Genomic DNA, 25,554 nt, shown 5'->3' with positions numbered 1-25,554 from the left:
TTGCCGAGCTGAACAGTATGGAAAAATATTACGCGCTATCGTTCAACATGTCATCTTGATCATTCGGCATGATTGCCGGGCCTGGCTTCCTGCCATGGGCAAAAAAAACGCCAGCTCCAGGGCTGGCGTTGCAGGCGGTGCGTGCGGCGCTTATTTTTTCGGTGCGCTCAGGCATTCCTTCATGAAGGCCTTGCGGGCATCGCCCTTCATGTCCTTGGCGTCGGCATTGCAGGTTTTCATCTTGTTTTGCTGCGTCATGGCCGGTGCCGGCTTGGCGCTCAGGCATTCCTTCATGAACGATTTGCGTTCATCGCCTTTCTTGCCGGCGGCATCGGCATTGCAGGTGGTCATTTTCGACTGTTGCGCCGTCTTGGCGGCAGGGGCCGCTTCCGGTGCGGCGGCAAAGGCAGTGCTGGCAAACGCGGCAGCGATGCAGAGGGCGATTAATTGTTTCATGGCAAATCCTTGTAGACGCAGGCGATGGAAGGGACATGCAATCGGCAACGCATTGCCGATATGCAGAACGTAACTAACTATATGACATTTATCAACAAAATTTCCAATCGAGTGTGTCTTTTTGTTACTGCCACGCGTCCGGCGTCCACCGGCGGGGCCGGGCAGGCATTCTGCGGCGGCAGCAGCCCTGTTTTTTGCTATGCTAGCGTCTTTCCACCGGCCGATGCCGCTGCCTTGGCCGGCGCACCCTCAATACGGAGTAGTTATGGTCTCGTTGCAAGAGCAGTTTTTAAAGGCCGGCCTGGTCGACAAGAAAAAGGTCAAACTGGCCAACCAGGACAAGAGCAAGCAAAAGAAGGACGAGCGCAAGAGCGGCACGCAAAGTGTCGACGAGGTGCGCCTGGCCGCGCTCGAGACCCAGCGCAAGAACGCCGAGCGGGCGCGTGAACTGAACGCCCAGCGCGACGCGGCCGCGAACCAGAAGGCCATCGTGGCGCAGATCGCGCAAATGGTGCAAAAGAACCGCCAGAGCAAGGGTAACAACGGCGACGTGCCGTACAACTTCACGTTCAACAACAAGATCGAGCGCATCTACGTGACGGCCGCCGTGCAGGCCCACCTGGTGGCGGGCCGCCTGGTGATCGTCTGCCTGGGCGGCGCCGTGGAACTGGTGCCGCGCATCATCGCCGACAAGATCGCCGAACGCGACCCCGCCATCGTCGTGCGCGTCAAGCAGGCCAGCACCGAAGTGGACGAGGACGATCCATACGCGGCGTTCCAGATTCCCGATGATTTGATGTGGTAGGAACGACGGGGCTGGCCGCCGACGGCCGCCTTGCTCGATTCAATAACAACGCCAACCCGAAGGTTTGCGTTGTTATTGGTGCGGAAAATGCTGTTACCCGGCGTAAGTAAGGCACGGGGAGATGAGAAGCAAGGCTGGGCGGGCATATGGCCAGTTGCCATTACTGTGCTGCGGGCGCGCTTCCCTCATTCGCGGCTTGCTTGGCAGTAGGCAGGCCAAATGACGCTGGCAAGCGTCCCAGGATATCGCCAGTGATGCCGGAGTAAAAGATGATGCCCAAGATATTCCCAGTAAGAAATACTCTATCCGTCGTAGTCACGTCGATTCGTTGTGGTGTTGAATCGGACCGCTCGTAGTCATAGGCAATGTAAGGCGATGCCAACTGCATCACGACCATCGCCTTCAAGACCGGCAGTTCTTTTGCCGCGACGGCATTTTCCAGCGTAAACTGGAATGCAGGTTTTATGTATTGGGTGTAGCCCCGGTCAATATCCAGGAATGGGATGCGATTGACGGCAACGCCCATTGTGGACGTGTACGTTTCTTCAATGGGATAGTAGCCACGATAGGTGCTTCGTCCTTTATAACGACCTTTTGAGTTCAATTTGGAGCTCAAGTCAAACTGGTCCAGTCCTTTATAGGAAGGCTTGTTGATGTCATAGTCGGGCGCGCCGATGCCATTCAAGTGTCGTGTACGCGGAAAGACATACAGCTTCACTTTTCCCGTATCCGCATTGAAATCGTACCCAATGCCGACGGAATATGCTCCGTCTTTTTTGACGGGAACAACAAAGGCCAGTGCATCATTCAAGCTCGAATCCGCCACCACTTTTTCGTTCAGCGCTGCCGCCATTCTGCGCTTGTAGTCAGCCGTCGATTCAAACTCCCCCTTTTTCTCGCGCACAAATTTTTTGACTGCCTCGATGACCGCGCCTAGCGGCAAGCCTGGATACGCCGGATCGAGGCGGTCGCTGTCGAGCATCTCCATGGAAAATTTCTCCCCCTCCACCTTGCGTTCCCTTGGCCTGTGCGGGACGGCACTCTTCTGTTCCTGAGGCATCGCGCTCGATGGGCTTTTCATTTGCTCTGCCACTTGCGTGGCCTGTGCCGTGCCCATGCCGGCAAGTGCGCTGGTGGCAGCCAGCAAGAACCATTTTTTCATTCTCATCATCCTTGATGCCGGTGTTAATGTTTATTTAATTTTAACATGTTTCCCATGGGGAAAATCTGCCGATATCGGGGTGCTGGTGTCTGGCGTCAGGCCGCCGGGCCATGCGCTGGAGGGGAAATGCCGTATTGGATGAGCGGAGGATGCCGGCATGCGGCCGGAAGAGGGAGATGTTGCGGTGAATTGGCGTAGCCCTCAAACAAAAACGCCACCCGAAGGTGGCGTTTTTGAACGTAAAACATATTCTTGGTGGCCCGGGGCGGAATCGAACCACCGACACAAGGATTTTCAATCCTCTGCTCTACCGACTGAGCTACCAGGCCAAGGTGGCGAATTATAGCAGACCAAAACGGGAATGCAAGAGCCTGCCGCGAATTTCCCTCGATTTCCTGCCGACTCATTGCCTTACTTGCTTGTGGCTCAAATATGATTTGATATAAACGGTATTTTTCTCAACAAAGGATGGGCGCATAGTGTGGCCATCGTTACTGACTTGAGAGGACTCACCGCATGAACACCGCTACCCAACACACCGCCATCCCTGAAATCGGCCTGGGCACCTTCCGCCTGCAGGGCCAGGTCGTCATCGATTCCGTCACCACGGGTCTGGACGTGGGCTACCGCCATATCGACACGGCGCAAATCTACGGCAATGAAGCCGAGGTAGGCCAGGCGATCGCCGCCAGCCCAGTCCCGCGCGATGCACTGTTCGTCACTACCAAGATCTGGATCGAGAACCTGCAGCGCGACAAACTGATTCCCAGCCTGAAAGACAGCCTGCACAAGCTGCAACTGGAACAACTGGACCTGACCCTGATCCACTGGCCGTCGCCGCAGGACGCCATTCCCGTCGCCGAATACATGGCGGCGCTGGCGGAGGCCAAGGCGCAAGGGCTGACCAGGGCCATCGGCGTGTCGAATTTCACCAACGCGCAGCTGCAGCAAGCGATCGATACGGTGGGCGCGTCGGAAATCGCCACGCAGCAAATCGAGATCCATCCGTTCCTGCAGAACCGCACCGTCATCGATTTCGCGCGCAGCCAGGGCATCCACATCACGGCCTACATGCCGCTCGCATATGGCAAGGTGGTTGCCGATCCTGTCATCGCCGCCATCGCCGCGAAGCACGGCATGACGCCCGCGCAAGTGGCGCTCAGCTGGTCGCTGCAGCAGGGCTTTGCCGTGATCCCCTCGTCCACCAAACGGGCCAACCTGGAAGCGAACCTGCATTTCCAGCGCATCATCCTGTCGCCGGACGAGATGGCGCAGATGGCCACCCTGGAGCGGGGCGAGCGCCTGGCCAACCCGGACGGCCTGGCGCCGCAGTGGGACTGATATGGGCGCCATGACCAAGCTTGGACAGGGCGGTTTCAGCATCGGCCTGGAACTGCCGCTCGATAATGACTGGACGTCCACGGGGCGCCAGGCGAATGCGGCATCCGTCCGCGTGCCGGGCGAACCGGATCTGCGCCAGCATGTGGAACTGGCAAAACTGGCCGACCGCCTGGGCTTCCGGGCGCTGTGGCTGCGCGACGTGCCTTTATATGACCCGTCGTTCGGCGACGCGGCCCAGGTCTTCGAGGTATTTACCTACCTGGGCTACCTGGCCGGCATCACGGAGAACATCTTGCTGGGTACGGCCGCCGTGGTGCTGCCCCTGCGCGAGCCCGTCTTGACCCTGAAGGCGGCGGCCAGCGTGGACCAGCTGAGCGGCGGGCGATTGCTGCTGGGCGTGGCCAGCGGCGACCGGCCCGTCGAGTATCCCGTGTTCGGCCGCGACTTCGACCAGCGCGGCGCCGCCTTCCGCGAGCAGGTGGCCATGCTGCGCGACTGGGGCGAGACGCGCCTGCCGTCCGGCATCCGCCTGCTGCCCAAGCCGGCCGCGCCCCTGCCGCTGCTGGTGGCGGGGCTGGCGCAGCAGTCGCCCGCGTGGATCGGCGCGCAGATGGATGGCTGGCTCGCCTATCCGGGCACGCCGGACGACCATGCGCGGCGTGCGGCGCAATGGCGCGCCGTCGCAGGGGACGATAAACCCTACGTCAGCTTCATCCACCTGGACCTGGACGACGACCCGAGCGTGCCGCTGCAGCGCTTCCGCTTTGGCGCACGCACGGGGCGCGACGGCCTGATCGCCGAGCTGACGGCCATGCGCGACGCCGGCGTGCAGCACATCGGCCTGCAGCTGCGGCAGAACCGCCGCCCGCTGGCCGAGACCCTGCAGGAGATCGCGGACCACGTGCTGCCCGTGTTTCATGGCGCCGCTTGATCTGGGGCATGCGTCCTGTACTTCCGGACTATCTGAAACAGGTGGGGCAAACGCTATAATGGCCCCATGAACAGTCCCTCTTCCCCCACCATGCGGCGCTTCATGCATAGCCACAGCGACGTTTGCATCGTCGGCAATGGCGCCATCGCGAAAACCACGGCGCTGGCGTTTGCCCAGGCAGGACAAAGCGTCACCCTGTTATCCCCGGTGAGTCCGCCCGCATCCGCTGGCAAGCCGGTCGAGCCCAGCTGGGATGTGCGCGTGTACGCGCTCAATCACACGGCGCACCAGCTGCTGTCGTCGCTGAAGGTATGGGGCGCCCTGGAAGCCGACAGGGTGGCGCCCGTCGACGCCATGCTGGTCAACGGAGACGGCGCGCAGGCGGGCGGGCTTGGTTTCGACGCCTATGGCGCCCATGTGGGCACCCTGGCGTGGATCGTCGAAGACCGCAACCTGGGCCAGGCGCTGGACGCCGCCCTGAAATTCGCGCCGAACGTCAACGTGGTGCAGGGCCGCGCCAGCCGCCTGGAATGGACGAACGACTCGGCCATCGTGCATCTCGATGGCGGCGACACCATCACTTGCGCATTGGTAGTGGGTGCGGACGGCGCCCAGTCGTGGGTGCGGGGCCAGTGCGACATCGGCCTCGATTACCGCTCGTATGGCCAGCGGGGCGTGGTCAGCAACTTCGCCTGCGCAAAGCCGCACCATGGCGCGGCCCACCAGTGGTTCACGGGCAGCGAAGGCATCGTCGCCCTGCTGCCGCTGCCGGGCGAGCGCGTTTCGCTGGTCTGGTCGGCACCCGATGCGCTGGCCGATACCTTGATGGCCGAACCGGCCGATGCCCTGGCCGCGCGCCTGGCCGCCTACTGCCACGACAAGCTGGGCAAGCTGACGCCATTGCAGCCGGAGCTGGTGCGCGCGTTTCCGCTGACCCTGATGCGCCCGCACGCCATGGTGGCGCCGCGCGTGGCCCTGGTGGGCGACGCCGCCCACGTGGTGCACCCGATGGCGGGACACGGCATGAACCTGGGTTTTGCCGACGTGGCGCAGCTGGTCAAGACCATCGCCGAGCGCGAGGCTCACCGCGGCATCGGCGACGAGCGCGTGCTGGCCCGCTATGCCCGCGCACGCAAGGAAGACGTGCTGCTGATGCAGCTGGCCACCGATGGCCTGGCGCGTTTGTTCGGCGCCGATCTGGAGCCGTTGCGCGTGGTTCGCAATTTGGGATTAAACTTGCTGGATAAATTACCGGCCCTGAAGCGGAAAATGATTTCGCACGCACTGGGAAATCAGTAGATATCAGTGAATCTTAAGATATCGCCGGATAATGGCAGCAGTGAAAATTCAAGGTCGCCGCAGCTGGTCTGCGGCGATCGTTTTGTCAAATAGGTAACGGCGCCGGGCCAGATGCCAGTTCCGCCAGGCGTTTCAAGTGGAGAAGTGATAGTGATAAAAATGAGCAGAGTCGCATTGGTACTGGCCTCGGGCCTGATGATGTCGTGCGCCGGCGCGGAAACGCCGACGGAAGCGGGCATCAAGAAGCTGATCGAGCCGCGCCTGGGCGAAGGCGCCAAGGTCGATTCGGTCAAGGAAACCCCGTACGGCGGCCTGTACGAAGTGCGCACGGGTGGCGACATCCTGTACACGGACAAAACCGCGCAATACCTGTTCGTCGGCCACGTCTTCGACGCCAAGACGTCGCAGGACCTGACCAAGGTGCGCCTGGACGAAGTCAATCGCATCAAGTTCTCCGACCTGCCGCTCGATTCGGCCATGAAATCCGTCAAGGGCAATGGCAAGCGCGTGATCGCCGTGTTCGAAGATCCGAACTGCGGCTACTGCAAGCGTTTCCGCCAGAACGCGCTGAAGGAAATCGACAACGTCACCGTCTACACCTTCATGTACAACATCCTGTCGCCGGACTCCATCGTCAAGTCGCGCAATGTGTGGTGCGCGCCGGACCGCAACAAGGCTTGGGACGACTGGATGTTGAACGGCAAGGCGCCGGCTACGGTGGCCGCCAATTGCGCCAACCCGCATGAAAAAATCCTGGCGCTGGGCCAGCAGCTGCGCGTGTCGGGCACGCCAGCCATCTTCTTTGCCGACGGCAGCCGCATTCCGGGCGCAGTCGATGCGAAGACGCTGGAACAGAAATTCTCGACCATTAAGTAATCCGGGCTGTCGCCAGGAAGGCTGGACGGCGCGCCCTCGCAAGGCGCGCTTTTTTTTGCACTTTTTTCCGCTGTCGTATCATCAAGTGTTGTTTGTAGACGCCATAACAATTCCAAAAAGGAGAAGCAGCAGATGATTACCCTGAATATCAACGGACGCGACACGCAGGTCGATGCCGATCCTTCCACGCCCATCCTGTGGGCGCTGCGCGATAACCTGAACATGACGGGCACCAAATTCGGCTGCGGCATGGCGCTGTGCGGCGCCTGCACGGTGCACCTCGACGGCCAGGCCATCCGCTCGTGCATCACGCCGATTTCCTCCGTCGGCACGCAAAAGATCACCACCATCGAAGCGATGGAAAACGACCAGGTGGGCAAGGCCGTGCAGGCGGCGTGGGTGCAGCACGACGTGCCGCAATGCGGCTACTGTCAAAGCGGCCAGGTGATGAGCGCGACGGCGCTGCTGCGCACCAACAAGGCGCCCAGCGATGCCGACATCGACGGCGCCATGAGCGGCAATATCTGCCGCTGCGGCACCTATCAACGGATCCGCGCCGCCATCAAGGACGCGGCCAAGACCCTGGCCTGAGGAGAGCGACATGCGTATCGAATGGTTGAATCAGGAAGCATTGCAGCATGGCGGGGTGACCCTGGGCGCGGCGCTGGCATCGGCTTCGCCGGGCGTGGCCGACGGCGTCTCGCGGCGCGGTTTCATGAAGGCGGGCGCGGTGGCCGGCGGAGGCCTGATGCTGGGCTTCTTCCTGCCGGGCGCAGGCAAGCTGGCCATGGCCGCCGATAGCGCCCCCGCCAAGCCCGTGTATGCGCCAAACGCCTTCTTGCACATCGCCCCCGATAACACGGTGACGGTGCAGGTGAACCGGCTGGAATTCGGCCAGGGCGTGCAAACGAGCTTGCCCATGCTGATCGCCGAGGAGCTCGACGCCGACTGGAGCATGGTGCACGGCGCGCTGGCGCCGGCCGGCGAACAGTACAAGGATGCTGCCTACGGCATGCAGATGACGGGCGGTTCGGGCAGCATCGCCCATTCGTTTACGCAGTACCGCGAAATCGGCGCCAAGGCGCGCGCCATGCTGGTGGGCGCCGCCGCCGCGCAGTGGAAAGTCAGTCCCGAGCAGGTGCGCGCCGCCAAGGGCGTGCTGTATGGCCCCGGCGGACAGAAGGCGACGTATGGCGAGTTTGCCGATGCGGCCATGCGCCAGCCGGTGCCCGCCACCGTCAAGCTGAAGGACCCGCGCGACTTTGCCCTCATCGGCAAGCCCGTGAAACGCCTGGACGCGGCAGCCAAGTCCACCGGCAAGCAGCAGTTCGGCATCGACTTCAAGCCGCCTGGCGCGAAAGTGGCCATGGTGGCGCGCCCGCCCGTGTTTGGCGCGAAGGTGGCGAAGTTCGACGCCAGCAAGGCGAAAGCCATCAAGGGCGTACTGGAGGTGCTGGAAGTCAAGACCGACCGTGGCGGCAGCGGCGTGGCCGTCATCGCCGACGGCTACTGGCCCGCGAAGCAGGGACGCGACGCGCTGGTGATCGAGTGGGACAGCAGCGCCGTGGAAAAGGTCAGCAGCGACAAGCAGCTGGCCGCCTTCAAGGCGCTGGCCACAACGCCGGGCACGGTGGCGCGCGCATTCGATGTCTCGGGATTATCGCGGGCGCCGAAGAAAATCGAAGCCGTCTACGAATTTCCTTACCTGGCGCACGCGCCGATGGAGCCGCTCAACTGCGTGGTCGACCTGCAGGCCGACAAATGCACGATGTGGGTCGGTTCGCAATTCCAGACGGGCGACCAGGCGGCCATCGCTGCCACATCCGGCCTGAAACCCGAGCAGGTGACCCTGCATACGATGATGGCGGGCGGCGGCTTCGGCCGGCGCGCCGTGCCCTCGTCCGACTACGTGGTCGAAGCCGTCAACGTCGCCAAGGCCTGGCGGGCGGCGGGCAAGAGCGGACCATTAAAACTGATGTGGAGCCGCGAGGACGACATCAAGGGCGGCTACTACCGGCCGTCGCATGTGCACCGCGCGCAGATCGGCCTGGACGCCAAAGGGAAGATCCTCGCCTGGGACCACACCATCGTGGGCCAGTCCATCATGGCCGGCACGCCGTTCGAAGCCTTCATGGTGAAAAATGGCGTCGACGGCACCATGGTCGAAGGCATGGGCGAACCGTACACCTTGCCGATGAAGCTGTCCGTGCACACGGCCAAGGCGAACGTGCCCGTGCTGTGGTGGCGTTCCGTCGGCTCGACGCATACGGCCTTTGTCATGGAAACCCTGATCGACGAAGCGGCGCACGTGGCGAAGATGGACCCCGTCGCCTATCGCAAGCAGCTGATCGACGCCAAGCATACGCGCCACATCGCCGCGCTGGACCTGGCCGTGGCCAAGTCCGGCTATGGCAAGAAGAAGCTGCCGAAAGGGCAGGCCTGGGGCGTGGCCATGCATGAATCGTTCAATTCCGTGGTCGCCTACGTGGTGACGGCTTCGGTGGTGCAAGGCGCGCCCAAGCTGCACCAGGTGTGGGCGGGCGTGCATTGCAACCTGGCCGTCAATCCGCTGACGATCGAGGCGCAAGTGCAGGGCGCCGCGCTGATGGCGCTGGGCATGACGATTCCCGGCGCCGCCATCACGCTCAAGGATGGCGTGGTGGAGCAGCAGAACTTTGGCGACTACCCCGTGCCGCGCATGCCCGACATGCCGGTGATCGAGGTGCACCTGGTGCCCTCGGGCGATGCGCCGACCGGCATGGGCGAACCGGGCGTGCCGCCATTGGCGCCCGCGTTTGCCAACGCGCTGTTCGCGCTGACGGGCAAGCGCCTGCGCAAGCTGCCGTTCGACCTGGCGGCCGCATGACGGCAGCGGTCTTTTGAGCACGGTCGGCATCTTGCTGGCAGCCGGAAGGGGACGCAGGTTCGACCCTTCCGGCGTGCAGAACAAATTATTGCAGCCTTTGACGGAAGGCCCGCACGCGGGCTTGCCGGTGGTGGCGGCCGCCGCCACGAACATGCTGGCCGCCTTGCCGCGCGTGCTGGCCGTGGTGCGCGCCGACGACACGCAGGTGGCGCGCGTGCTTGGCGCGCTGGGCTGCGAAGTGCGCGTCTGCCATGATGCCGACACGGGCATGGCAGCCTCGCTCACCTGCGCCATCGATTACGTGCGCGGCGCGCCGGGCTGGCTGATCGCGCTGGGCGACATGCCTTGGGTGGAAGCGGCTACAATCGCCGCCTTGTCGCAAGCCATCGGCGATGGCGCGCGCATCGCCGTGCCCGTGTTCCAGGGCCGGCGCGGCAATCCGGTCGCGTTCAGCGCCTTTCACTTGCCGCTGCTGCTGGCGCTCGATGGCGACCAGGGTGCGCGCAGCATCGTCAACAGCCATGCCGTATGCGACGTGACAGTGGACGACAGCGGCATCTTGCGCGATATTGATACACCTGACGATTTGTAAGGCGGGGCAGTGGCGCTCCCGGGAAGACAGGCCAGACACGAGGAAAACATGAAGAAAGCACCGACTAAGAAAATCATCGCCAAGGCGAGCGGCAAAGCCACAAGCAAAGCCGCGGCGAAAACCGCAGTGAAAACCACACCGGCCGCCGGCATCATCTACAGCATCGCCGCCGCGGACCTGGCGGGCCACATGTTCAAGGTCACCCTGACGGTCAAGGCGCCGGCCGCCATCGGCCAGGTCTTGTCCTTGCCGGCCTGGATCCCGGGCAGCTACATGATCCGCGAATTTTCGCGCAATATCGTCAGCATCCGCGCCGAGTCCCAGGGCAAGGCCGTGGCGCTGACCAAGCTGGACAAGCATTCGTGGCAAGCCGCCCCGTGCACGGGCGCCCTGACGGTCGAATACGACGTCTACGCCTGGGATTTGTCCGTGCGCGCCGCGCACCTGGACCAGAATCACGGCTTCTTCAACGGCACCAGCGTGTTCCTGCGCGTGCTGGGCCAGGAATCCGATGCGCACGAAGTGCACATCGTGCAGCCGAAGGATGCGGCCTGCAAGACCTGGAGAGTCGCCACCACCCTGCCGGAACTGAAAGCGAAGCGCTATGGCTTCGGCAGCTACCAGGCCGCCAACTACGATGAGCTGATCGACCACCCGGTGGAAATGGGCGACTTCGCGCTGGCCACTTTCACTGCGCATGGCGTGCCGCACGATATCGTCGTCACGGGCAAGGTGCCGAACCTGGATCTGGACCGCTTGTGCCGCGACCTGAAAGCCATCTGCGAAACGCAGATCGCCTTCTTCGAGCCGAAGACAAAAAAAGCGCCGATGGACCGCTATGTATTCATGACCATGGCCGTCGGCGACGGTTATGGCGGCCTGGAACACCGCGCCTCGACGGCCCTGATCTGCGCGCGCGCCGACCTGCCGACGACGGCGTCGACCAGCACGGAAATCGGCGACGGCTACCTGAAATTCCTGGGCCTGTGCAGTCACGAGTACTTCCATACCTGGAACGTCAAGCGCATCAAGCCGGCCGCGTTCGCGCCGTACAACCTGCAGGCGGAAAGCTACTCGCCGCTGCTGTGGCTGTTCGAGGGCTTCACCAGCTATTACGACGACCTGATGCTGGTGCGCGCGGGCCTGATCGACGAGGACGCCTACTTCAAGCTGCTGGGCAAGACCGTCAACAGCGTCTTGCGCGGCAGCGGCCGCACCAAGCAGAGCGTGGCCGATTCCAGCTTCGACGCCTGGGGCAAGTACTACCGCCAGGATGAAAACGCGCCGAATGCCATCGTCAGCTACTACACCAAGGGTTCGCTGATCGCGCTGGCCTTCGACCTGACCCTGCGCACGAAGACGAATGGCGAGAAATCGCTGGATGACGTGATGCAGGCGCTGTGGCAGCGCTATGGCCGCGATTTCTACAAGGGCAAGGGAGAAGGAAAAGGCCGCGGCGTGACGCCGGCCGAAGTCGAAGCCCTGTTCGACGAGATTTCCGGCACGCGCATGAAGCCTTTCTTCGAGCGCTACATCCGCGGCACGGACGATGTGCCGCTGGCGCGCCTGCTGGCACCGTTCGGCGTGAAATACAGCGATGCCCGCAAGGGGCAAAAAGCCTGCCTGGACGTCAACCTGGGCCGCGACGGCAACGATGCCAAACTGGCGCAGGTGCACCAGGGCGGCGCGGCACACCTGGCCGGCCTGTCGGCGGGCGACGTGCTGGTGGCCATCGATGGCTTGCGCGTGACGGGCAACCCGGCCAACCTGGACACCTTGCTGGGCCGCTATGCGGTGGGCGCCAAGGTGGCGGTGCACGCATTCCGCCGCGATGAGCTGATGACGTTTGCGGCCGTATTGCAGGGCGACCGCGTGCCCGGCGTCAGCCTGAGCTTGCTGCCGGCGCCAAAGAAAGCTGCGGGGCCGAAGCGTCCGAGCGCCGCATGATGCTGCTGCTCATGCGCTAAGACCAGGAACCGGCCGTCACTGGCCGGTTTTTTATTGGGTGCTGTAATTTCTCAAATGCAACTAAGCGGCTGGTGCCGGCGCGGTGTCATCATATTTACCGCAAATGAACTAATTTTTCTTTAACTAAACTAAAATTGCCGAACTGCTTCTTTTAGATAGCGCCCGACGTGCAAACCCTCGATCCTCGAACGATTATGCTGATGACGACCCTGATGTGCGGGGCGATGAGCATCGTCATGTTCTCGGTCTATCGCAGTTTCCGGCGCGAGGTGCATGGACTGGGGCATTGGGCGGCCGGTTTGCTGTTGCTGGTGTGCGCGTCGCTGCTGTTCGGTACCCGCGAGATGCTGCCACCGGCATTGTCCATGCTGGCGGCCAATGCGGTGCTGGTGGCCGGCATCGGCCTGTCGATGCTGGGCACGGAGAAATTCTATGGCCTGGCGCCCAGCCACCGCGCCTATCTGCTGATACTTTCCCTGGCCATCGCCGGCAGCGGCTGGTGGCTGCTGGTGCGTCCCGATTTCTCGATGCGCGTGACGGTCTTTTCCCTGCTGGTCTTCCTGTTTTATGCACGCCAGGTGCAGCTGGTGTGGCGCTACGGCGAGCGCCACTTTTCCAGCTTTTTCTTTGGCGCGCTGATGCTGCTGCAAGCTGTCGTGGTGCTGGCGCGTGGCGTGTCTGCCTTGCTGCATGGCGGCGCCAGCGTGGACCTGACGGTGGCCGGCACGCCGGCCGGCATCTATCTGGCAGTCGCCAATTTCATGGCGCTGCTGCTGACGGTGGGCTTCATGACGGTGGCGACGCGCCGCCTGCAGCAGATACTGGAGCGCCGCTCGACCCACGATCCCTTGACGCAGGTGCTGAACCGGCGCGGCTTCGGCGACGCCTATGCGCGCGAGATAGACAACCTGCGCCGCCACCGCTTGCCGCTGACACTGCTCAGCATCGACCTCGATTACTTCAAATTGATCAATGACCGCCACGGTCACGCGGTGGGCGACCAGGTGCTGGCGCATGTGGCCACCGTCATTGGCGGTGCCCTGCGCGAATCGGACTGCGTGGCGCGTTTCGGTGGCGAGGAGTTCGTCGTGCTGATGCCGGACATGCCGCCACAAAATGCGCTGGGCGTGGCCGAACGCATCCGCGCCTTGCTGCATGAACCCAATCACGCGGGTCTGCCGGCGTGTACGGTCAGCATCGGCGTGGCTTGCCAGGCATCGGTGATGGAGGGGCTGGAAGAATTACTGTCGCGCGCCGATGCGGCCCTGTACCTGGCCAAGGAGCGGGGCCGCGACCGCATCGAATTCGATGCCGCCGCGTTTACTGTGGACCGGACAAGGTCCGCAGCTGGAATCGATACTGTTCGTTGAACAGGAAGGTTTCGGAAAAATCGAAAGTCCGGGCGCGGCTGTGCATCAGGTGTGCGGCCGGCGGAAAGAGGGTGGGCACGCGCCGCACGGCGGCCAGCGCCGCGGCCGATGCTTCGCTGTCGCGTGAGCGGTGCACATGCACGCTTTTCAGCTCGCCGTCGGGCCCCACGCTCAGGTCGAGCACGACGATGGCCGGCAGCATGGGCGGCAGGCTCCCGCTGAACGTGTAGGCGCCGTTGGCCGCCATGATCTGCTGCGCCACCAGCGCCTTGTAGGCATCGATGCTGGCGGCCAGCTGTATCGCCGCCTGCGCGCGTGGGGGCGCTTGCGCCGCGGGCGGAGGTGCATGCTGGCAAGCCGACAGCAGGACGGTGGCAGCAAGGACGGTGATCGCGTGTCTCATGGTTGCCAGCCTACCACGGTTTAACTGAACAGGCGTTCCAGCTCCACGCCGGGGTCCGGCGCACGCATGAACGCTTCGCCCACCAGGAAGCTGTGGATGTGCGCGTCGCGCATGCGCTGCACGTCGGCCGTGCTGTGGATGCCCGATTCCGTGATGATCAATTTGTCTTGCGGGATGCGCGGCAGGAGATTGATGGTGGTGTCGAGCGAGGTCTCGAAGGTGCGCAGGTTGCGGTTGTTGATGCCGACCAGCGCGCTCTTGAGCTTGAGTGCCGCCGTCAGCTCTTCGCCATCGTGGCTTTCGATCAGCACGCCCATGCCCAGTTCGTGGGCGCACGCTTCCATCTCGGCCATCAGGCCATGGTCGAGCGCTGCGACGATCAGCAGGATGCAGTCGGCGCCCATGGCCCGCGCTTCATAGATCTGGTACATGTCGACCATGAAGTCCTTGCGCAGCACGGGAATGGCGCAGGCGGCGCGCGCCTGCTGCAGGTATGCCACGGAACCCTGGAAGAACTGCTCGTCCGTCAGCACGGACAGGCAAGCCGCGCCATGCGCCGCATAGCTGGCGGCGATGTCGGCAGGGCGGAAGTCGGCGCGGATCACGCCTTTCGACGGCGACGCCTTTTTCACTTCGGCGATGATGCCGGGCTTGCCGGCGGCGATGTGCTGGCGCAGGCTTGCTTCGAAACCGCGCAGGCCGTCGCGCAGGGCGCCGTCGCTTTCCACGTCGCCGCGCAGGCTGGCCAGGCTGCGGCGGGCCTTGGCCTTGGCCACTTCATCGGCCTTCACGGCCAGGATTTTATCGAGTATGTCGGACATGATGGTCGCTATTCTATAAAGGAGGGCGGGGAGCTCACGCTTGCGCCGGGGTGCCCAGCTGTTGCGTCACCTGCACGAATTGTTCGAGTTTCGCCAGCGCGGCGCCCGAGCTGACGGCCGTGCGCGCGCGCGCCAGGCCATCTTCGATCGAGCTGGCCACGCCGGCCGCATACAGCGCCGTGCCCGCGTTCAGGGCAACGATGTCGCTGGCCGCGCCCGGTTCGCCGCGCAGCGCTTCCATCATCTTGGCTTTCGATTCCACGGAATCGGCCACTTTCAGGTTGCGGCTGGCGATCATCTGCAAGCCGAAATCTTCCGGATGGATTTCATACTCGCGGATTTCGCCGTTGACCAGCTCACCGACCATGGTGGCCGCGCCCAGCGACACTTCATCCATATTGTCGCGGCCATACACGACGATCGCATGCTGCGCGCCCAGGCGCTGCAGCACGCGCACCTGGATGCCGACCAGGTCGGCGTGGAATACGCCCATCAGGATATTCGGCGCGCCGGCCGGATTCGTTAGCGGGCCCAGGATATTGAAAATCGTGCGCACGCCCAGTTCGCGGCGCACGGGGGCCGCATGCTTCATGGCCGCGTGGTGGTTGGGCGCATACATGAAGCCGATGCCCGTCTGCGCGATCGACTGGGCGATCTGCTCGGGCTGCAGATTGATGTTGACGCCCAGCGAGTCGAGCACGTCGGCGCTGCCGGACGAGGACGACACGCTGCGCCCGCCATGCTTGGCCACGCGCGCGCCGGCTGCCGCCGCCACGAACATGGAGGCGGTGGAAATATTGAATGTGTGCGCGCCGTCGCCGCCCGTGCCGACGATGTCGAGCAGGTTGGTGGTGTCGGCCATGGGCACCTTGGTGGAAAACTCGCGCATCACTTGCGCGGCGGCGGCGATTTCGCCGATGGTTTCCTTTTTCACGCGCAAGCCCATGGTCAGGGCGGCGATCATGGTGGGCGACATTTCGCCGGACATGATCTGGCGGAACAGGTACAGCATTTCGTCGTGAAAGATTTCGCGGTGTTCGATACAGCGCAGCAGGGCTTCTTGTGGGGTGATCGGCATGATGCTTCCTTCTTCAATGATGGCGCAGGAGGACACTGACGGCACGCCGTGGCGTGCGCATGGAATCAGCGCTCGAGAAAGTTCTTCAGCAGGGCGTGGCCGTGCTCCGAGAGGATCGATTCGGGGTGGAACTGCACGCCCTCGATATCGTATTCCCGGTGTCGCACGCCCATGATTTCGCCGTCGTCCGTCCACGCTGTCACTTCCAGGCAGGAAGGCAGCGAGGCGCGTTCGATCGCCAGAGAGTGGTAGCGGATCACTGTGAAGGGGCTGGGCAAGCCTTTGAAAACGCCCACGCCCGTATGCGCGATGAGGGAAGTCTTGCCATGCATGACTTGCTTGGCGCGGATGACGTTGCCGCCAAACGCTTCGCCGATGGCCTGGTGGCCCAGGCACACGCCCAATATCGGCTTCTTGCCGGCGAAGTGCTTGAGCACTTCCACCGAAATGCCCGCCTGTGCCGGCGCTTTCGGGCCGGGCGAGATGCAGATGCGGTCCGGGTTCAGCGCCTCGATCTGCGCGATCGTGATTTCATCGTTGCGGTAGACCCGCACGTCTTCGCCCAGTTCACCGAAATACTGCACGATGTTATAGGTGAAGGAGTCGTAGTTGTCGATCATCAGCAGCATCTTAGAATCCTCCATCCAGGCCATCTTGCACTTGTTCGGCGGCGCGCAGCACGGCGCGCGCCTTGTTTTCGGTTTCCTGCCATTCCATTTCGGGGATCGAGTCGGCGACGATGCCGGCCGCAGCCTGCACGTACAGCATGCCGTCCTTGACCACGCCCGTGCGGATGGCGATCGCCACATCCATTTCGCCGCCAAACGACAGGTAGCCGCAGGCGCCGCCGTAGATGCCGCGCTTGGTGATTTCCAGTTCGTCGACCACTTCCATGGCGCGCACTTTCGGCGCGCCCGTCAGGGTGCCGGCAGGGAAGGTCGCGCGCAGCACGTCCAGGTTCGACAAGCCTTCCTTCAGGCTGCCTTCCACGTTCGAGACGATGTGCTGCACGTGCGAGTATTTCTCGATGACCATGCGGTCGGTGACTTGCACGCTGCCCGTTTCGGCGATGCGGCCGATGTCGTTGCGCGCCAGGTCGATCAGCATCACGTGTTCGGCGATCTCTTTCGGATCGGCCAGCAGCTCGGCCGACAGTTCGGCGTCGCGCTCTGGCGTGGCGCCGCGCGGACGGGTGCCGGCGATCGGACGCAAGGTGACTTTCTTGCCGCCGCCCGCCGTCGTTTCGTTGCGCACCAGGATTTCGGGCGAAGCGCCGATGATCTGCATGTCGCCGAAATTATAGAAGTACATATACGGGGACGGGTTGAGCGAGCGCAAAGCGCGGTACAGTGTCAGCGGCGAATCGACGTAAGGTTTACGGATGCGCTGGCCGATCTGCACCTGCATCAGGTCGCCGGCCATCACGTATTCATGCGCCTTGGCAACCGCCTTCAGGTAGTCTTCCTTGGAAAAATCGCGGATGGTTTCCGTGCGCACGGAAGCGCTGGTGACGGGCGCATCGACGCCGCGGCGCAGCATCATGCGCAAGTCCTTCAGGCGCTGCTGCGATTTCGAAAACGACTCGGGCTGCGTGGTGTCGGCGTAGACGATCAGGTACAGCTTGCCGGACAGGTTGTCGATGACGGCCAGTTCTTCCGTCACCATCAGCTGGATGTCGGGCAGGTTCAGATCATCCTTCGGCGCGCCGCCGGCGAGTTTTTTCTCGATGTGGCGCACCGTGTCGTAGCCGAAGTAGCCGGCCAGGCCGCCGCAGAAGCGGGGCATGCCGGGGCGCAGGGCCACCTTGAAGCGCGACTGGTACTGCTCGATGAAGTCGAGCGGATTGCCTTCGTGTTCTTCGATCACGGCGCCGTTCTTGACGATTTCCGTGCGTTTGCCATAGCTGCGCAGCACGGTGGTGGCGGGCAAGCCGATGAAGGAATAGCGGCCGAAACGCTCGCCGCCGACGACGGATTCGAGCAGGAAGGTGTTCTTGCCGCCTTGCTGGGTCTGCGCCAGTTTCAGGTACAGCGTGAGAGGGGTTTCCAGGTCGGCGAATGCTTCGGCGATCAGGGGGATGCGGTTGTAGCCTTGCTGGGCCAGCGATTTGAATTCGAGTTCGGTCATGTTTCTCTCCATGCCGTCAGGGTGCGTGTGCGCATAGTGCACAAACCCTGCGGTGGGTTATCAAAAAACTTGCCGGGGCATGCAACTTGCGCAAAATGCGCAAAGGACGCGTGTGCAACCGGCAGCAATCGTAACGGCTCGGCCCTTAAGCCTGCCAGGATTGCCAGCGTCGCCAAAGCCAGGCCTCAATCGAGCCGGTTTGGGTGACATTGTGTTTTTTGATGAGAAACGTGTTCACGATATGGTGGTGGGTTTGGTCAGTATGCCGGTTAGTTTTGCATGCTAATAAATTGGGCCGCTTCGAGCAGCGTATTTACTATACCATCGGAATCGGTATCGTGTATAGAGTGTCCGTGATTGTAGCCATACGGTACCGTCAATACGGGACAAGCCGCAGCCCGGGCCGCTTGCGCGTCATTCGAGGAGTCGCCGATGGCCACCACTTTGGCGGGTGCCAGGTCGAAGTCCGCACACACTTGCAGCAGCGGCATGGGATGCGGTTTTTTCTGCGGCAGCGAATCGCCGCCGTAGACGATCTCGAAATAGCCGTCCAGGTTTTTTTGTTTCAGCAGGGGCAGGGCGAAGGCGATCGGCTTGTTGGTGACGCAGGCCAGGCGCAGGCCCGCCGCCTTCATTGCCGCCAGGCCCGCTTCCACGTCCGGGTACAGGGTGCTGAACTGGCCGTTGATGGCCAGGTAGTGGCGCTGATAGGCGTCCATCGCCTGTTCGAAGCGCTGTTCCACGCCGGCCGCGTCGAAGTCGAGGGCCAGCACGGTACGGATCAGGTTTTCCGAACCCTTGCCCACCATCAGCTTGATGGCCTCGGCACTGATGGGCGCCAGGTCGAACTCGGCGCGCATGCCGTTGATGGCGACATGGAAATCGGGCACGGTGTCGAGCATCGTGCCATCGAGGTCGATGATGGCGGCGCGCACGCCGGCCAGCACGTGTTGCTTTACCGTGCCCGCCTGCATCAGTTGCCCACCGTCTTGGCCAATTCGGCGCGCATGGCGTCGATGACGGCCTTGTAGTCCGGCTTGCCGAAGATGGCCGAGCCGGCGACGAAGGTGTCGGCGCCGGCAGCGGCGGCGGCAGCGATGTTGTCGATCTTGATGCCGCCGTCGACTTCCAGCATGATGTCACGGCCCGACTCGTCGATCATGCGGCGCGCTTCGGCGATTTTCTTCAGCGCTTGCGGGATGAAGGACTGGCCGCCAAAGCCCGGGTTGACCGACATGATCAGGATGATGTCGATCTTGTCCATCACGTGTTCCAGGTAGTGCAGCGGCGTGCCCGGGTTGAAAACCAGGCCCGATTTGCAGCCATTGTCGCGGATCAGCTGCAGCGAACGGTCGACGTGATCCGACGCTTCCGGGTGGAAGGTGATGATGTTCGCGCCAGCCTTGGCGAAATCCGGGATAATGCGATCGACAGGCTTGACCATCAGATGCACGTCGATGGGCACTTGCACGTGCGGGCGGATCGCTTCGCACACCAGCGGGCCGATGGTCAGGTTCGGCACATAATGGTTATCCATCACGTCGAAGTGGATGATGTCGGCGCCGGCAGTGACGACGTTGCGCACTTCCTCGCCCAGGCGGGCAAAGTCGGCGGACAGGATGCTGGGAGCAATACGGAATGTTGTCATGGTGGCTAAAGGCTAAGAGTAGAAAATGCGAAGATGCGCTATTTTACGCTTGACGCCGTTACCATGCCTTATTGAAGCATAGTGAAACACCGAATACGCGGCGCGCGATGGCCCATGCGGCGCGCGCGACACACACGACTGGTAATGTCTGAATAGGAATGACGATGGCGACTTATGAATTTACAGTAACGGTCAAGACGCAATATCTGCCCGAGCAATCGGCACCGGACCAGGGGCGGCACGTGTTCAGCTACACGATCCGCGTCGTCAACACGGGCACGGCTGGCGCGCAGCTCATTTCGCGCCACTGGGTCATCACGGATGCGAACAACAAGGTGGAAGAGGTGCGCGGCCTGGGTGCCGTCGGCCACCAGCCGCTGCTGCAGCCGGGCGAACAGTTCGAATACACGAGCGGCACCATGCTGGGCACGCCGCAAGGTTCGATGCACGGCGAATACTTTTGTGTGGCCGAAGATGGCCATCAGTTCGAAGCGCCGATTCCCGAGTTCGTGCTGTCGGTGCCGCGCACCCTGCATTAAGGAAGTGGGGGCCTTGCGCCCCTTATTTCAGTTTTTCGGCGCTGTCCTGTTCTTCGCTGAGCTGTTTGCGCGCCGGTGGTGCGGGCTTCTTGCCCGAATACATGGTCCACCAGACTATAAATGCCAGCAAGAAGAACGCCACCAGCGCTTCTATCATCAAGATCCACATACGCACCCCTATGTTATTTACCCGCAGCTTATTATTGAACCGTCGTTTATTGACACGCGGTAGTCTACTCGTTTCAGTCAGTGCCGTCGCGCTTGCTCTTTCTGCCTGTACCACGCCACCGGTAGCGCCCGGCGCTGCCGGCGACAAGGCGCCCGCGATAGCCCCGACCGTCGTCAAGCCCGTGCCGGCCAAGCCGGCCGATGTCAAGGAGACCAAGGACGCCACGGATGCGGCCGCCCCCACCTTCGTGCCCGCCAAGTTCGCCGCCTTGCCTGGCTGGGCCCGCGATGACATGCGCGCGGCCTGGCCCGCCTTCATGGCTTCGTGCGGCGTGCTGGTCAAGCGTCCTGACTGGAAAGAATCGTGCACCATCGCGCGCCAGGTGAATGCCGACAGCGACAAGGCCATCCGTCTGTTTTTCGAAACGTTCTTTGTGCCAAATCAAGTGGTGGCTGCCGATGGCGCCAATACTGGACTGGTGACCGGTTATTACGAGCCATTGCTGCATGGCGCGCGCAAGCGCGGCGGGCCATACCAGACGCCGCTGTACAAGGTGCCCGACGATCTTGTCACGGTAGACCTGGCCGGCGTGTATCCGGAACTGAAGAACATGCGCTTGCGGGGCAAGTTGGTGGGCAAGAAGGTAGTGCCGTATGCCACGCGCGCCGACATCGAGCGCGCCACGTCCGTCACGGGCAAGGAATTGCTGTGGGTAGATGACGAAGTGGAGGCGTTCTTCCTGCAAGTGCAGGGCTCCGGGCGCGTGCAACTGACCGATACGCAGGAAACCGTGCGCGTGGCGTACGCGGACCAGAATGGCCACCCGTACAAGTCGATCGGCCGCTACCTGGTCGACAAGGGCGAACTGACCTTGAGCCAGGCGTCCGCGCAGGGCATCAAGGCGTGGATCGCCGGCCATCCCACGCGCAAGGATGAGTTGTTCAACGCCAATCCCAGCTATGTGTTCTTCAAGGAAGAGCGCCTGCCCGATCCCAAGGTGGGGCCGAAGGGGGCGCTGGGCGTGCCGTTGACGCCGCAGCGTTCGGTGGCCATCGATTCGCGCTTCGTGCCGCTGGGCGCGCCCGTGTTCCTGGCCACCACGCAAGCCAACAGCGATATCCCCATGCAGCGCCTGGTGATGGCGCAGGATACGGGCGGCGCCATTCGCGGGCCCATCCGGGTCGATTACTTCTTTGGTTTCGGTGCGGAAGCGGCGGAGAATGCGGGCCGCATGAAACAAAGCGGCGCCGTGTGGGTGTTGTTGCCGAAGCAGGCGCCGGCGCGCTAGACGATGCTGGCGCCGCCGGGGGCAAGGTCGGCGCTTGCTGAATCACACCTGGCAAAACCGTTACGCGCGGCAGTGGGTTGCGTCCTGCGACGCGCAGCTGCTTGGCTCAGGTGTCAGCGCAGGACCATCACTGGCAGATGGGTATGCGCCAGCACTTTTTGCGTTTCGCTGCCCACGAACAGCTTGTTCAAGCCCTTGCGGCCATGCGAGGCCATCAGGATGATGTCGCAATGGTAGGTTTGCGCCGCATTCACGATTTCCTCGTGCGGGCTGGGCGAGACGGCCACCACGCCTTCAAAGGGGACGCCGGCGGCGCGCGCCGCTTCGCCGATCTTGTCGATGGCGCGCTGCGAGGCTTCCTGCATCTGTTGCTCGTACAGGCCGGCGTCGAGCACGATGCCGCCATCGGCCATCGGCGAGAACGGGAACGGTTGCACCACGCTGATGGCGACCAGCTTGGCCTTGTTTAATTGGGCGAAGGCGAGGGCGGTCTCGGCCGCTTTGTCGGACAACGGCGAACCGTCGGTGGGAAATAAGATGGTGTTAAACATAGCGTGCTCCTCAAGTGATGTAAGACAGCTTATGGATTTACATTAATTAAAACCTTGATGTAAATCAAACCTCGCAAGCTTTGGCGTGAATAGTGTCGCCAAGGCAATCTTTCAGCAGTGTATGCCCGTTCATTGCTTCAGGTGCGCACGCTACGCAGCGGCGTGCCCCACACCATGGCCACCGTCAACAGGATGCTGCCGGCCGCGATGCAGGCCAGGCCATTGCGCACGCCAAAGTGTTCCGCGATCCAGCCGGCGGCCAGCGCGCCCAGCGGCGCCGTTGCCACCGTCAGGAAGCGCATGGTCGAAGTCATGCGGCCCAGCATGGGGTCGGGCGTGACTTTCTGGCGCAAGCCCAGGTAGGGAATAAAGAACAGCATCACGCCGCAATCGAAAAAGAACATCAGCACGGCATAGGCCACGGCGCTGGCGGCTGCGCTGCCGAACAGGGCGGCGGGGATGGTGGGCGTCAGGGCAAAGCACACGGAAGTCGACGCCAGCCCGATCAGGATGGTGCGGCCGGCGCCGTAGCGCTTCGTCAGCGGCTTGACGATGAAGGCGCTGAGCAAGACGCCGGCGCCACCGAGCATCTGCGTCATGCCCAGTACGCCGGGGCTCATGCCCAGGTCGCGCGTGGCAAACAGTACCGTCAAGGCCATGCTGGCGTAAAACAGGAAATGCCAGATGCCGGCACCCCACGCCAGCGCGCGCAGCAGCGGTTCACGCCAGACAAATAGCAAGCCGTCGGCGATGTCGCGCAGGGCGTGTTTGTCGGACGGCGCGGGTCGCGGGTCGCGCACGCTCATGGCGCGCAAATTGAAGACGGAAACCAGGTAGCCGCAGGCCGTGCACAGGATGGCGACCGGTGCCGACAAGACTTGTACCAGCACGCCAGCCAGGCCGGGACCGATCAGGCGTGATGCCGATTCGGTAGCAGCAAATTTCGATTGCGCATCGATCAAGCCATCACGTCCCACCAGGAAGGTCAGAAAGACTTGTTCGGCGCCGCCGCCGACGACGAAGCCCGTGCCGATAATGAAGCCCACTATATATAACCAGGGCATGGACAGCACGCCGCACCAATAGGCCACGGCCACGCTGGCCAGGGCCAGGCCCGACATGCTTTCGCTGAACAGCATGATCGGGTGTTTGCTGCGCCGGTCCAGCAGTACGCCGACGGGCAAGCCGAACAGGGCGAACGGCAGCGCCTGCAGGGCGACCAGGACGCCCATCTGTTCCGGCGTCGCATGCAGCAACAGCACGGCGCACAGGGGCAGGGCCAGCGAGGTGATCTGGGCGCCGAAGCAATTGAGGCCGTTGCTGAACCACAAGCGGCGAAAATTGGCGCTGGCGGCGCTGCCGTCGCCGCGCAGGTAGCGGACGCAATGCTGGAAGAATGAAGAGAAAATATCTTGCTCGATATGAAAATGATCAGGCTCACAATAATAGCAGCGCACCTGCCGCGCCGCTGCCGTTAGCCGCTACAATCGTCGCTACCGTGTTCATCCAGAGGAGACTATATGCAATACGAAGACCTGATCATCGAAATCCAGGACAAAGTGGCGGTCATCCGCCTGAACCGCCCGAAGGCGCTCAACGCCTTGAACGACAACATGATGAATGAGCTGGGCGACGCCTTGCTGAAGTTCGACGCCGACGACAATATCGGCTGTATCGTGCTCACGGGCGGCGAAAAAGCGTTTGCCGCCGGCGCCGACATTGCCGCCATGGCCGACTACACTTACCCGGACACCTTTACCCAGGGCTACATCAGCCGCAATTGGGAACATATCTTGCGCGTGCGCAAACCCGTGGTGGGCGCCGTAGCTGGCTACGCGCTGGGCGGCGGCTGCGAACTGGCCATGATGTGCGATTTCCTGATCGCTGCCGACAGCGCCAAATTCGGCCAGCCGGAAATCAAGGTCGGCGTCACGCCGGGTGCGGGCGGTACGCAGCGCTTGCCGCGCGCCATCGGCAAGGCCAAGGCCATGGACCTGCTGCTGACGGCGCGCACCATCGACGCAGCGGAAGCGGAACGCATCGGCCTGGTGTCGCGCGTGGTGCCGGCCGATAAATTACTGGAAGAAACCCTGGCTGCCGCCAAGACCATCGCCGCCATGCCGATCTCGGTGGCCATGATGATCAAGGATTGCGTCAACCGCGCGTTTGAAACGACCTTGACCGATGGTGTTGCCTACGAGCGCCGTTTATTCCAGGCGGCCTTTGGTACGCCTGCGCAAAAAGAAGGCATGCACGCTTTCCTGGAAAAGCGCTTGCCAAACTTCGACGGTCTTTGATATGATTCGCCTCCCCGATGCAACGCAGTGGTTTTAGCGAAACAGAGGGAGCCGGATGCAGTAGCAAACGGCGAAAAAGAAGGTTGACGAAATGCTGAAAACGCTTCATACTCTTCCTTCTTCGCAGCTGACAAACACAACGCTTTGTCGATAGCGCGAAAGCAGTACCGAATACAGTTCTTTAACAATTAACAGTCGATAAGTGTGGGCATTTGATGTCAGTGCAGCAGTAATCTTCGGATTGCTGTAATACTTAAAATATCAAATGTTCACAAGAAATAATGAAATAGGCGCTACGCAAGTAGTGGCCTGTCAGTTTTTTGAGTGAGCGACCCATCAGTAATGATGGTGCCTGTAAAAGGGCAAAGTAACAGAGATTAAACTGAAGAGTTTGATCCTGGCTCAGATTGAACGCTGGCGGCATGCCTTACACATGCAAGTCGAACGGCAGCACGGAGCTTGCTCTGGTGGCGAGTGGCGAACGGGTGAGTAATATATCGGAACGTACCCTGGAGTGGGGGATAACGTAGCGAAAGTTACGCTAATACCGCATACGATCTAAGGATGAAAGTGGGGGATCGCAAGACCTCATGCTCGTGGAGCGGCCGATATCTGATTAGCTAGTTGGTAGGGTAAAAGCCTACCAAGGCATCGATCAGTAGCTGGTCTGAGAGGACGACCAGCCACACTGGAACTGAGACACGGTCCAGACTCCTACGGGAGGCAGCAGTGGGGAATTTTGGACAATGGGCGAAAGCCTGATCCAGCAATGCCGCGTGAGTGAAGAAGGCCTTCGGGTTGTAAAGCTCTTTTGTCAGGGAAGAAACGGTGAGGGCTAATATCTCTTGCTAATGACGGTACCTGAAGAATAAGCACCGGCTAACTACGTGCCAGCAGCCGCGGTAATACGTAGGGTGCAAGCGTTAATCGGAATTACTGGGCGTAAAGCGTGCGCAGGCGGTTTTGT

At 62.2% G+C, this 25,554-nt stretch carries 24 protein-coding genes, 1 tRNA gene, 1 rRNA gene and 1 pseudogene; 14 read left to right on the top strand and 13 right to left on the bottom strand.

What is annotated here, in order from left to right:
- Positions 1-150 precede the first annotated feature (150 nt).
- Positions 151-456, bottom strand: coding sequence for a PsiF family protein (locus VPH41_RS19860; RefSeq protein WP_152283969.1), 306 nt, complete (start codon positions 454-456; stop codon positions 151-153).
- Between the two features lie 265 nt (positions 457-721).
- On the opposite strand from VPH41_RS19860, the gene VPH41_RS19855 reads away from it, so the two are divergent.
- A complete protein-coding gene (locus VPH41_RS19855) occupies positions 722-1,261 on the top strand; it encodes a DUF2058 domain-containing protein (RefSeq protein WP_034753528.1) in 540 nt (179 codons plus the stop codon).
- Between the two features lie 160 nt (positions 1,262-1,421).
- On the opposite strand, the gene VPH41_RS19850 is transcribed toward VPH41_RS19855, so the two are convergent.
- Together VPH41_RS19850 and VPH41_RS19845 are read right to left on the bottom strand one after the other, a co-directional pair.
- Complete coding sequence (locus VPH41_RS19850; RefSeq protein WP_328571268.1) at positions 1,422-2,423, bottom strand: hypothetical protein; 1,002 nt, start codon at positions 2,421-2,423, stop codon at positions 1,422-1,424.
- Between the two features lie 253 nt (positions 2,424-2,676).
- Positions 2,677-2,752 (bottom strand) — tRNA-Phe (locus tag VPH41_RS19845).
- A gap of 187 nt (positions 2,753-2,939) precedes the next feature.
- On the opposite strand from VPH41_RS19845, the gene dkgB reads away from it, so the two are divergent.
- The 9 genes from dkgB (at position 2,940) to VPH41_RS19800 (ending at position 13,666) form a co-directional block, all read left to right on the top strand.
- Positions 2,940-3,764: a 2,5-didehydrogluconate reductase DkgB gene (gene dkgB, locus VPH41_RS19840; protein ID WP_328571267.1), complete on the top strand. Its 825-nt coding sequence runs from the start codon at positions 2,940-2,942 to the stop codon at positions 3,762-3,764.
- Between the two features lies 1 nt (position 3,765).
- On the top strand, positions 3,766-4,695 hold the full coding sequence (locus tag VPH41_RS19835) for an LLM class oxidoreductase (protein ID WP_328571266.1): 930 nt from the start codon (positions 3,766-3,768) through the stop codon (positions 4,693-4,695).
- Positions 4,696-4,761: 66 nt separating this feature from the next.
- Complete coding sequence (locus tag VPH41_RS19830; RefSeq protein ID WP_328571265.1) at positions 4,762-5,994, top strand: FAD-dependent monooxygenase; 1,233 nt, start codon at positions 4,762-4,764, stop codon at positions 5,992-5,994.
- A 159-nt stretch (positions 5,995-6,153) separates the two neighbouring features.
- On the top strand, positions 6,154-6,870 hold the full coding sequence (locus tag VPH41_RS19825; RefSeq protein WP_193317057.1) for a DsbC family protein: 717 nt from the start codon (positions 6,154-6,156) through the stop codon (positions 6,868-6,870).
- A 132-nt stretch (positions 6,871-7,002) separates the two neighbouring features.
- Complete coding sequence (locus VPH41_RS19820) at positions 7,003-7,461, top strand: (2Fe-2S)-binding protein (protein ID WP_289912256.1); 459 nt, start codon at positions 7,003-7,005, stop codon at positions 7,459-7,461.
- Between the two features lie 10 nt (positions 7,462-7,471).
- The gene (locus VPH41_RS19815; RefSeq protein WP_328571264.1) at positions 7,472-9,736 is read left to right on the top strand and encodes a xanthine dehydrogenase family protein molybdopterin-binding subunit; all 2,265 of its coding nucleotides are present in this window, start codon (positions 7,472-7,474) and stop codon (positions 9,734-9,736) included.
- A 13-nt stretch (positions 9,737-9,749) separates the two neighbouring features.
- Positions 9,750-10,328 carry a nucleotidyltransferase family protein gene (locus VPH41_RS19810; RefSeq protein WP_328571263.1) on the top strand — a complete coding sequence of 193 codons (579 nt, stop codon included), beginning with the start codon at positions 9,750-9,752 and terminating at the stop codon, positions 10,326-10,328.
- Between the two features lie 48 nt (positions 10,329-10,376).
- Positions 10,377-12,275 carry a M61 family metallopeptidase gene (locus tag VPH41_RS19805; protein ID WP_328571262.1) on the top strand — a complete coding sequence of 633 codons (1,899 nt, stop codon included), beginning with the start codon at positions 10,377-10,379 and terminating at the stop codon, positions 12,273-12,275.
- Positions 12,276-12,496: 221 nt separating this feature from the next.
- Positions 12,497-13,666, top strand: coding sequence for a GGDEF domain-containing protein (locus VPH41_RS19800; protein WP_328571261.1), 1,170 nt, complete (start codon positions 12,497-12,499; stop codon positions 13,664-13,666).
- On the opposite strand, the gene VPH41_RS19795 is transcribed toward VPH41_RS19800, so the two are convergent.
- The 7 genes and pseudogenes from VPH41_RS19795 to rpe form a co-directional block, all read right to left on the bottom strand.
- Positions 13,617-14,069, bottom strand: coding sequence for a hypothetical protein (locus VPH41_RS19795; protein WP_328571260.1), 453 nt, complete (start codon positions 14,067-14,069; stop codon positions 13,617-13,619). The two genes, VPH41_RS19800 and VPH41_RS19795, sit on opposite strands and share 50 nt — an antisense overlap.
- A 20-nt stretch (positions 14,070-14,089) precedes the next feature.
- Positions 14,090-14,890 (bottom strand): indole-3-glycerol phosphate synthase TrpC, encoded by an 801-nt coding sequence (trpC, locus tag VPH41_RS19790; RefSeq protein ID WP_328571259.1) that lies wholly within the window; start codon positions 14,888-14,890, stop codon positions 14,090-14,092.
- Positions 14,891-14,924: 34 nt separating this feature from the next.
- The gene (gene trpD / locus VPH41_RS19785; protein WP_328571258.1) at positions 14,925-15,968 is read right to left on the bottom strand and encodes an anthranilate phosphoribosyltransferase; all 1,044 of its coding nucleotides are present in this window, start codon (positions 15,966-15,968) and stop codon (positions 14,925-14,927) included.
- A gap of 65 nt (positions 15,969-16,033) precedes the next feature.
- A complete protein-coding gene (locus tag VPH41_RS19780) occupies positions 16,034-16,597 on the bottom strand; it encodes an aminodeoxychorismate/anthranilate synthase component II (protein WP_152283959.1) in 564 nt (187 codons plus the stop codon).
- Positions 16,598-16,694: 97 nt separating this feature from the next.
- A pseudogene (trpE, locus tag VPH41_RS19775) lies at positions 16,695-18,095 on the bottom strand (anthranilate synthase component I); the annotation flags it as partial.
- A gap of 269 nt (positions 18,096-18,364) precedes the next feature.
- A complete protein-coding gene (locus VPH41_RS19770; protein WP_287774226.1) occupies positions 18,365-19,069 on the bottom strand; it encodes a phosphoglycolate phosphatase in 705 nt (234 codons plus the stop codon).
- Positions 19,069-19,743, bottom strand: coding sequence for a ribulose-phosphate 3-epimerase (gene rpe, locus VPH41_RS19765; RefSeq protein ID WP_077399332.1), 675 nt, complete (start codon positions 19,741-19,743; stop codon positions 19,069-19,071). The genes VPH41_RS19770 and rpe overlap by 1 nt, the downstream gene beginning before the upstream one ends.
- A 164-nt stretch (positions 19,744-19,907) precedes the next feature.
- Here rpe and apaG point away from each other — a divergent pair, with 164 nt between their 5' ends.
- Positions 19,908-20,282 carry a Co2+/Mg2+ efflux protein ApaG gene (gene apaG, locus VPH41_RS19760; protein ID WP_034753698.1) on the top strand — a complete coding sequence of 125 codons (375 nt, stop codon included), beginning with the start codon at positions 19,908-19,910 and terminating at the stop codon, positions 20,280-20,282.
- Positions 20,283-20,304: 22 nt separating this feature from the next.
- On the opposite strand, the gene VPH41_RS19755 is transcribed toward apaG, so the two are convergent.
- Entirely contained in the window at positions 20,305-20,439 is a 135-nt protein-coding gene (locus VPH41_RS19755) for a hypothetical protein (protein WP_264372886.1), read from the bottom strand.
- A gap of 61 nt (positions 20,440-20,500) precedes the next feature.
- Here VPH41_RS19755 and mltA point away from each other — a divergent pair, with 61 nt between their 5' ends.
- Positions 20,501-21,739, top strand: a complete 1,239-nt coding sequence (gene mltA, locus VPH41_RS19750; RefSeq protein WP_328571256.1) for a murein transglycosylase A — start codon at positions 20,501-20,503, stop codon at positions 21,737-21,739.
- Positions 21,740-21,852: 113 nt separating this feature from the next.
- Here mltA and VPH41_RS19745 read toward each other — a convergent pair whose 3' ends face one another.
- Entirely contained in the window at positions 21,853-22,290 is a 438-nt protein-coding gene (locus tag VPH41_RS19745; protein ID WP_328571255.1) for a universal stress protein, read from the bottom strand.
- A 137-nt stretch (positions 22,291-22,427) separates the two neighbouring features.
- On the bottom strand, positions 22,428-23,621 hold the full coding sequence (locus VPH41_RS19740) for an MFS transporter (protein WP_328571254.1): 1,194 nt from the start codon (positions 23,619-23,621) through the stop codon (positions 22,428-22,430).
- Between the two features lie 189 nt (positions 23,622-23,810).
- On the opposite strand from VPH41_RS19740, the gene VPH41_RS19735 reads away from it, so the two are divergent.
- Both VPH41_RS19735 and VPH41_RS19730 read left to right on the top strand, forming a co-directional pair.
- Positions 23,811-24,587 carry an enoyl-CoA hydratase gene (locus VPH41_RS19735; protein WP_328571253.1) on the top strand — a complete coding sequence of 259 codons (777 nt, stop codon included), beginning with the start codon at positions 23,811-23,813 and terminating at the stop codon, positions 24,585-24,587.
- A gap of 379 nt (positions 24,588-24,966) precedes the next feature.
- A 16S ribosomal RNA gene (locus tag VPH41_RS19730) occupies positions 24,967-25,554 on the top strand; the annotation flags it as partial.

Origin of the sequence: Janthinobacterium sp. P210006 (assembly GCF_036231885.1) — a bacterium.
In the GTDB taxonomy this organism is placed as follows: Bacteria; Pseudomonadota; Gammaproteobacteria; order Burkholderiales; family Burkholderiaceae_D; genus Janthinobacterium; species Janthinobacterium violaceinigrum.
Note: the sequence above shows the minus strand (reverse complement) of the source record. Positions and strands in the feature narration are given on the sequence as shown.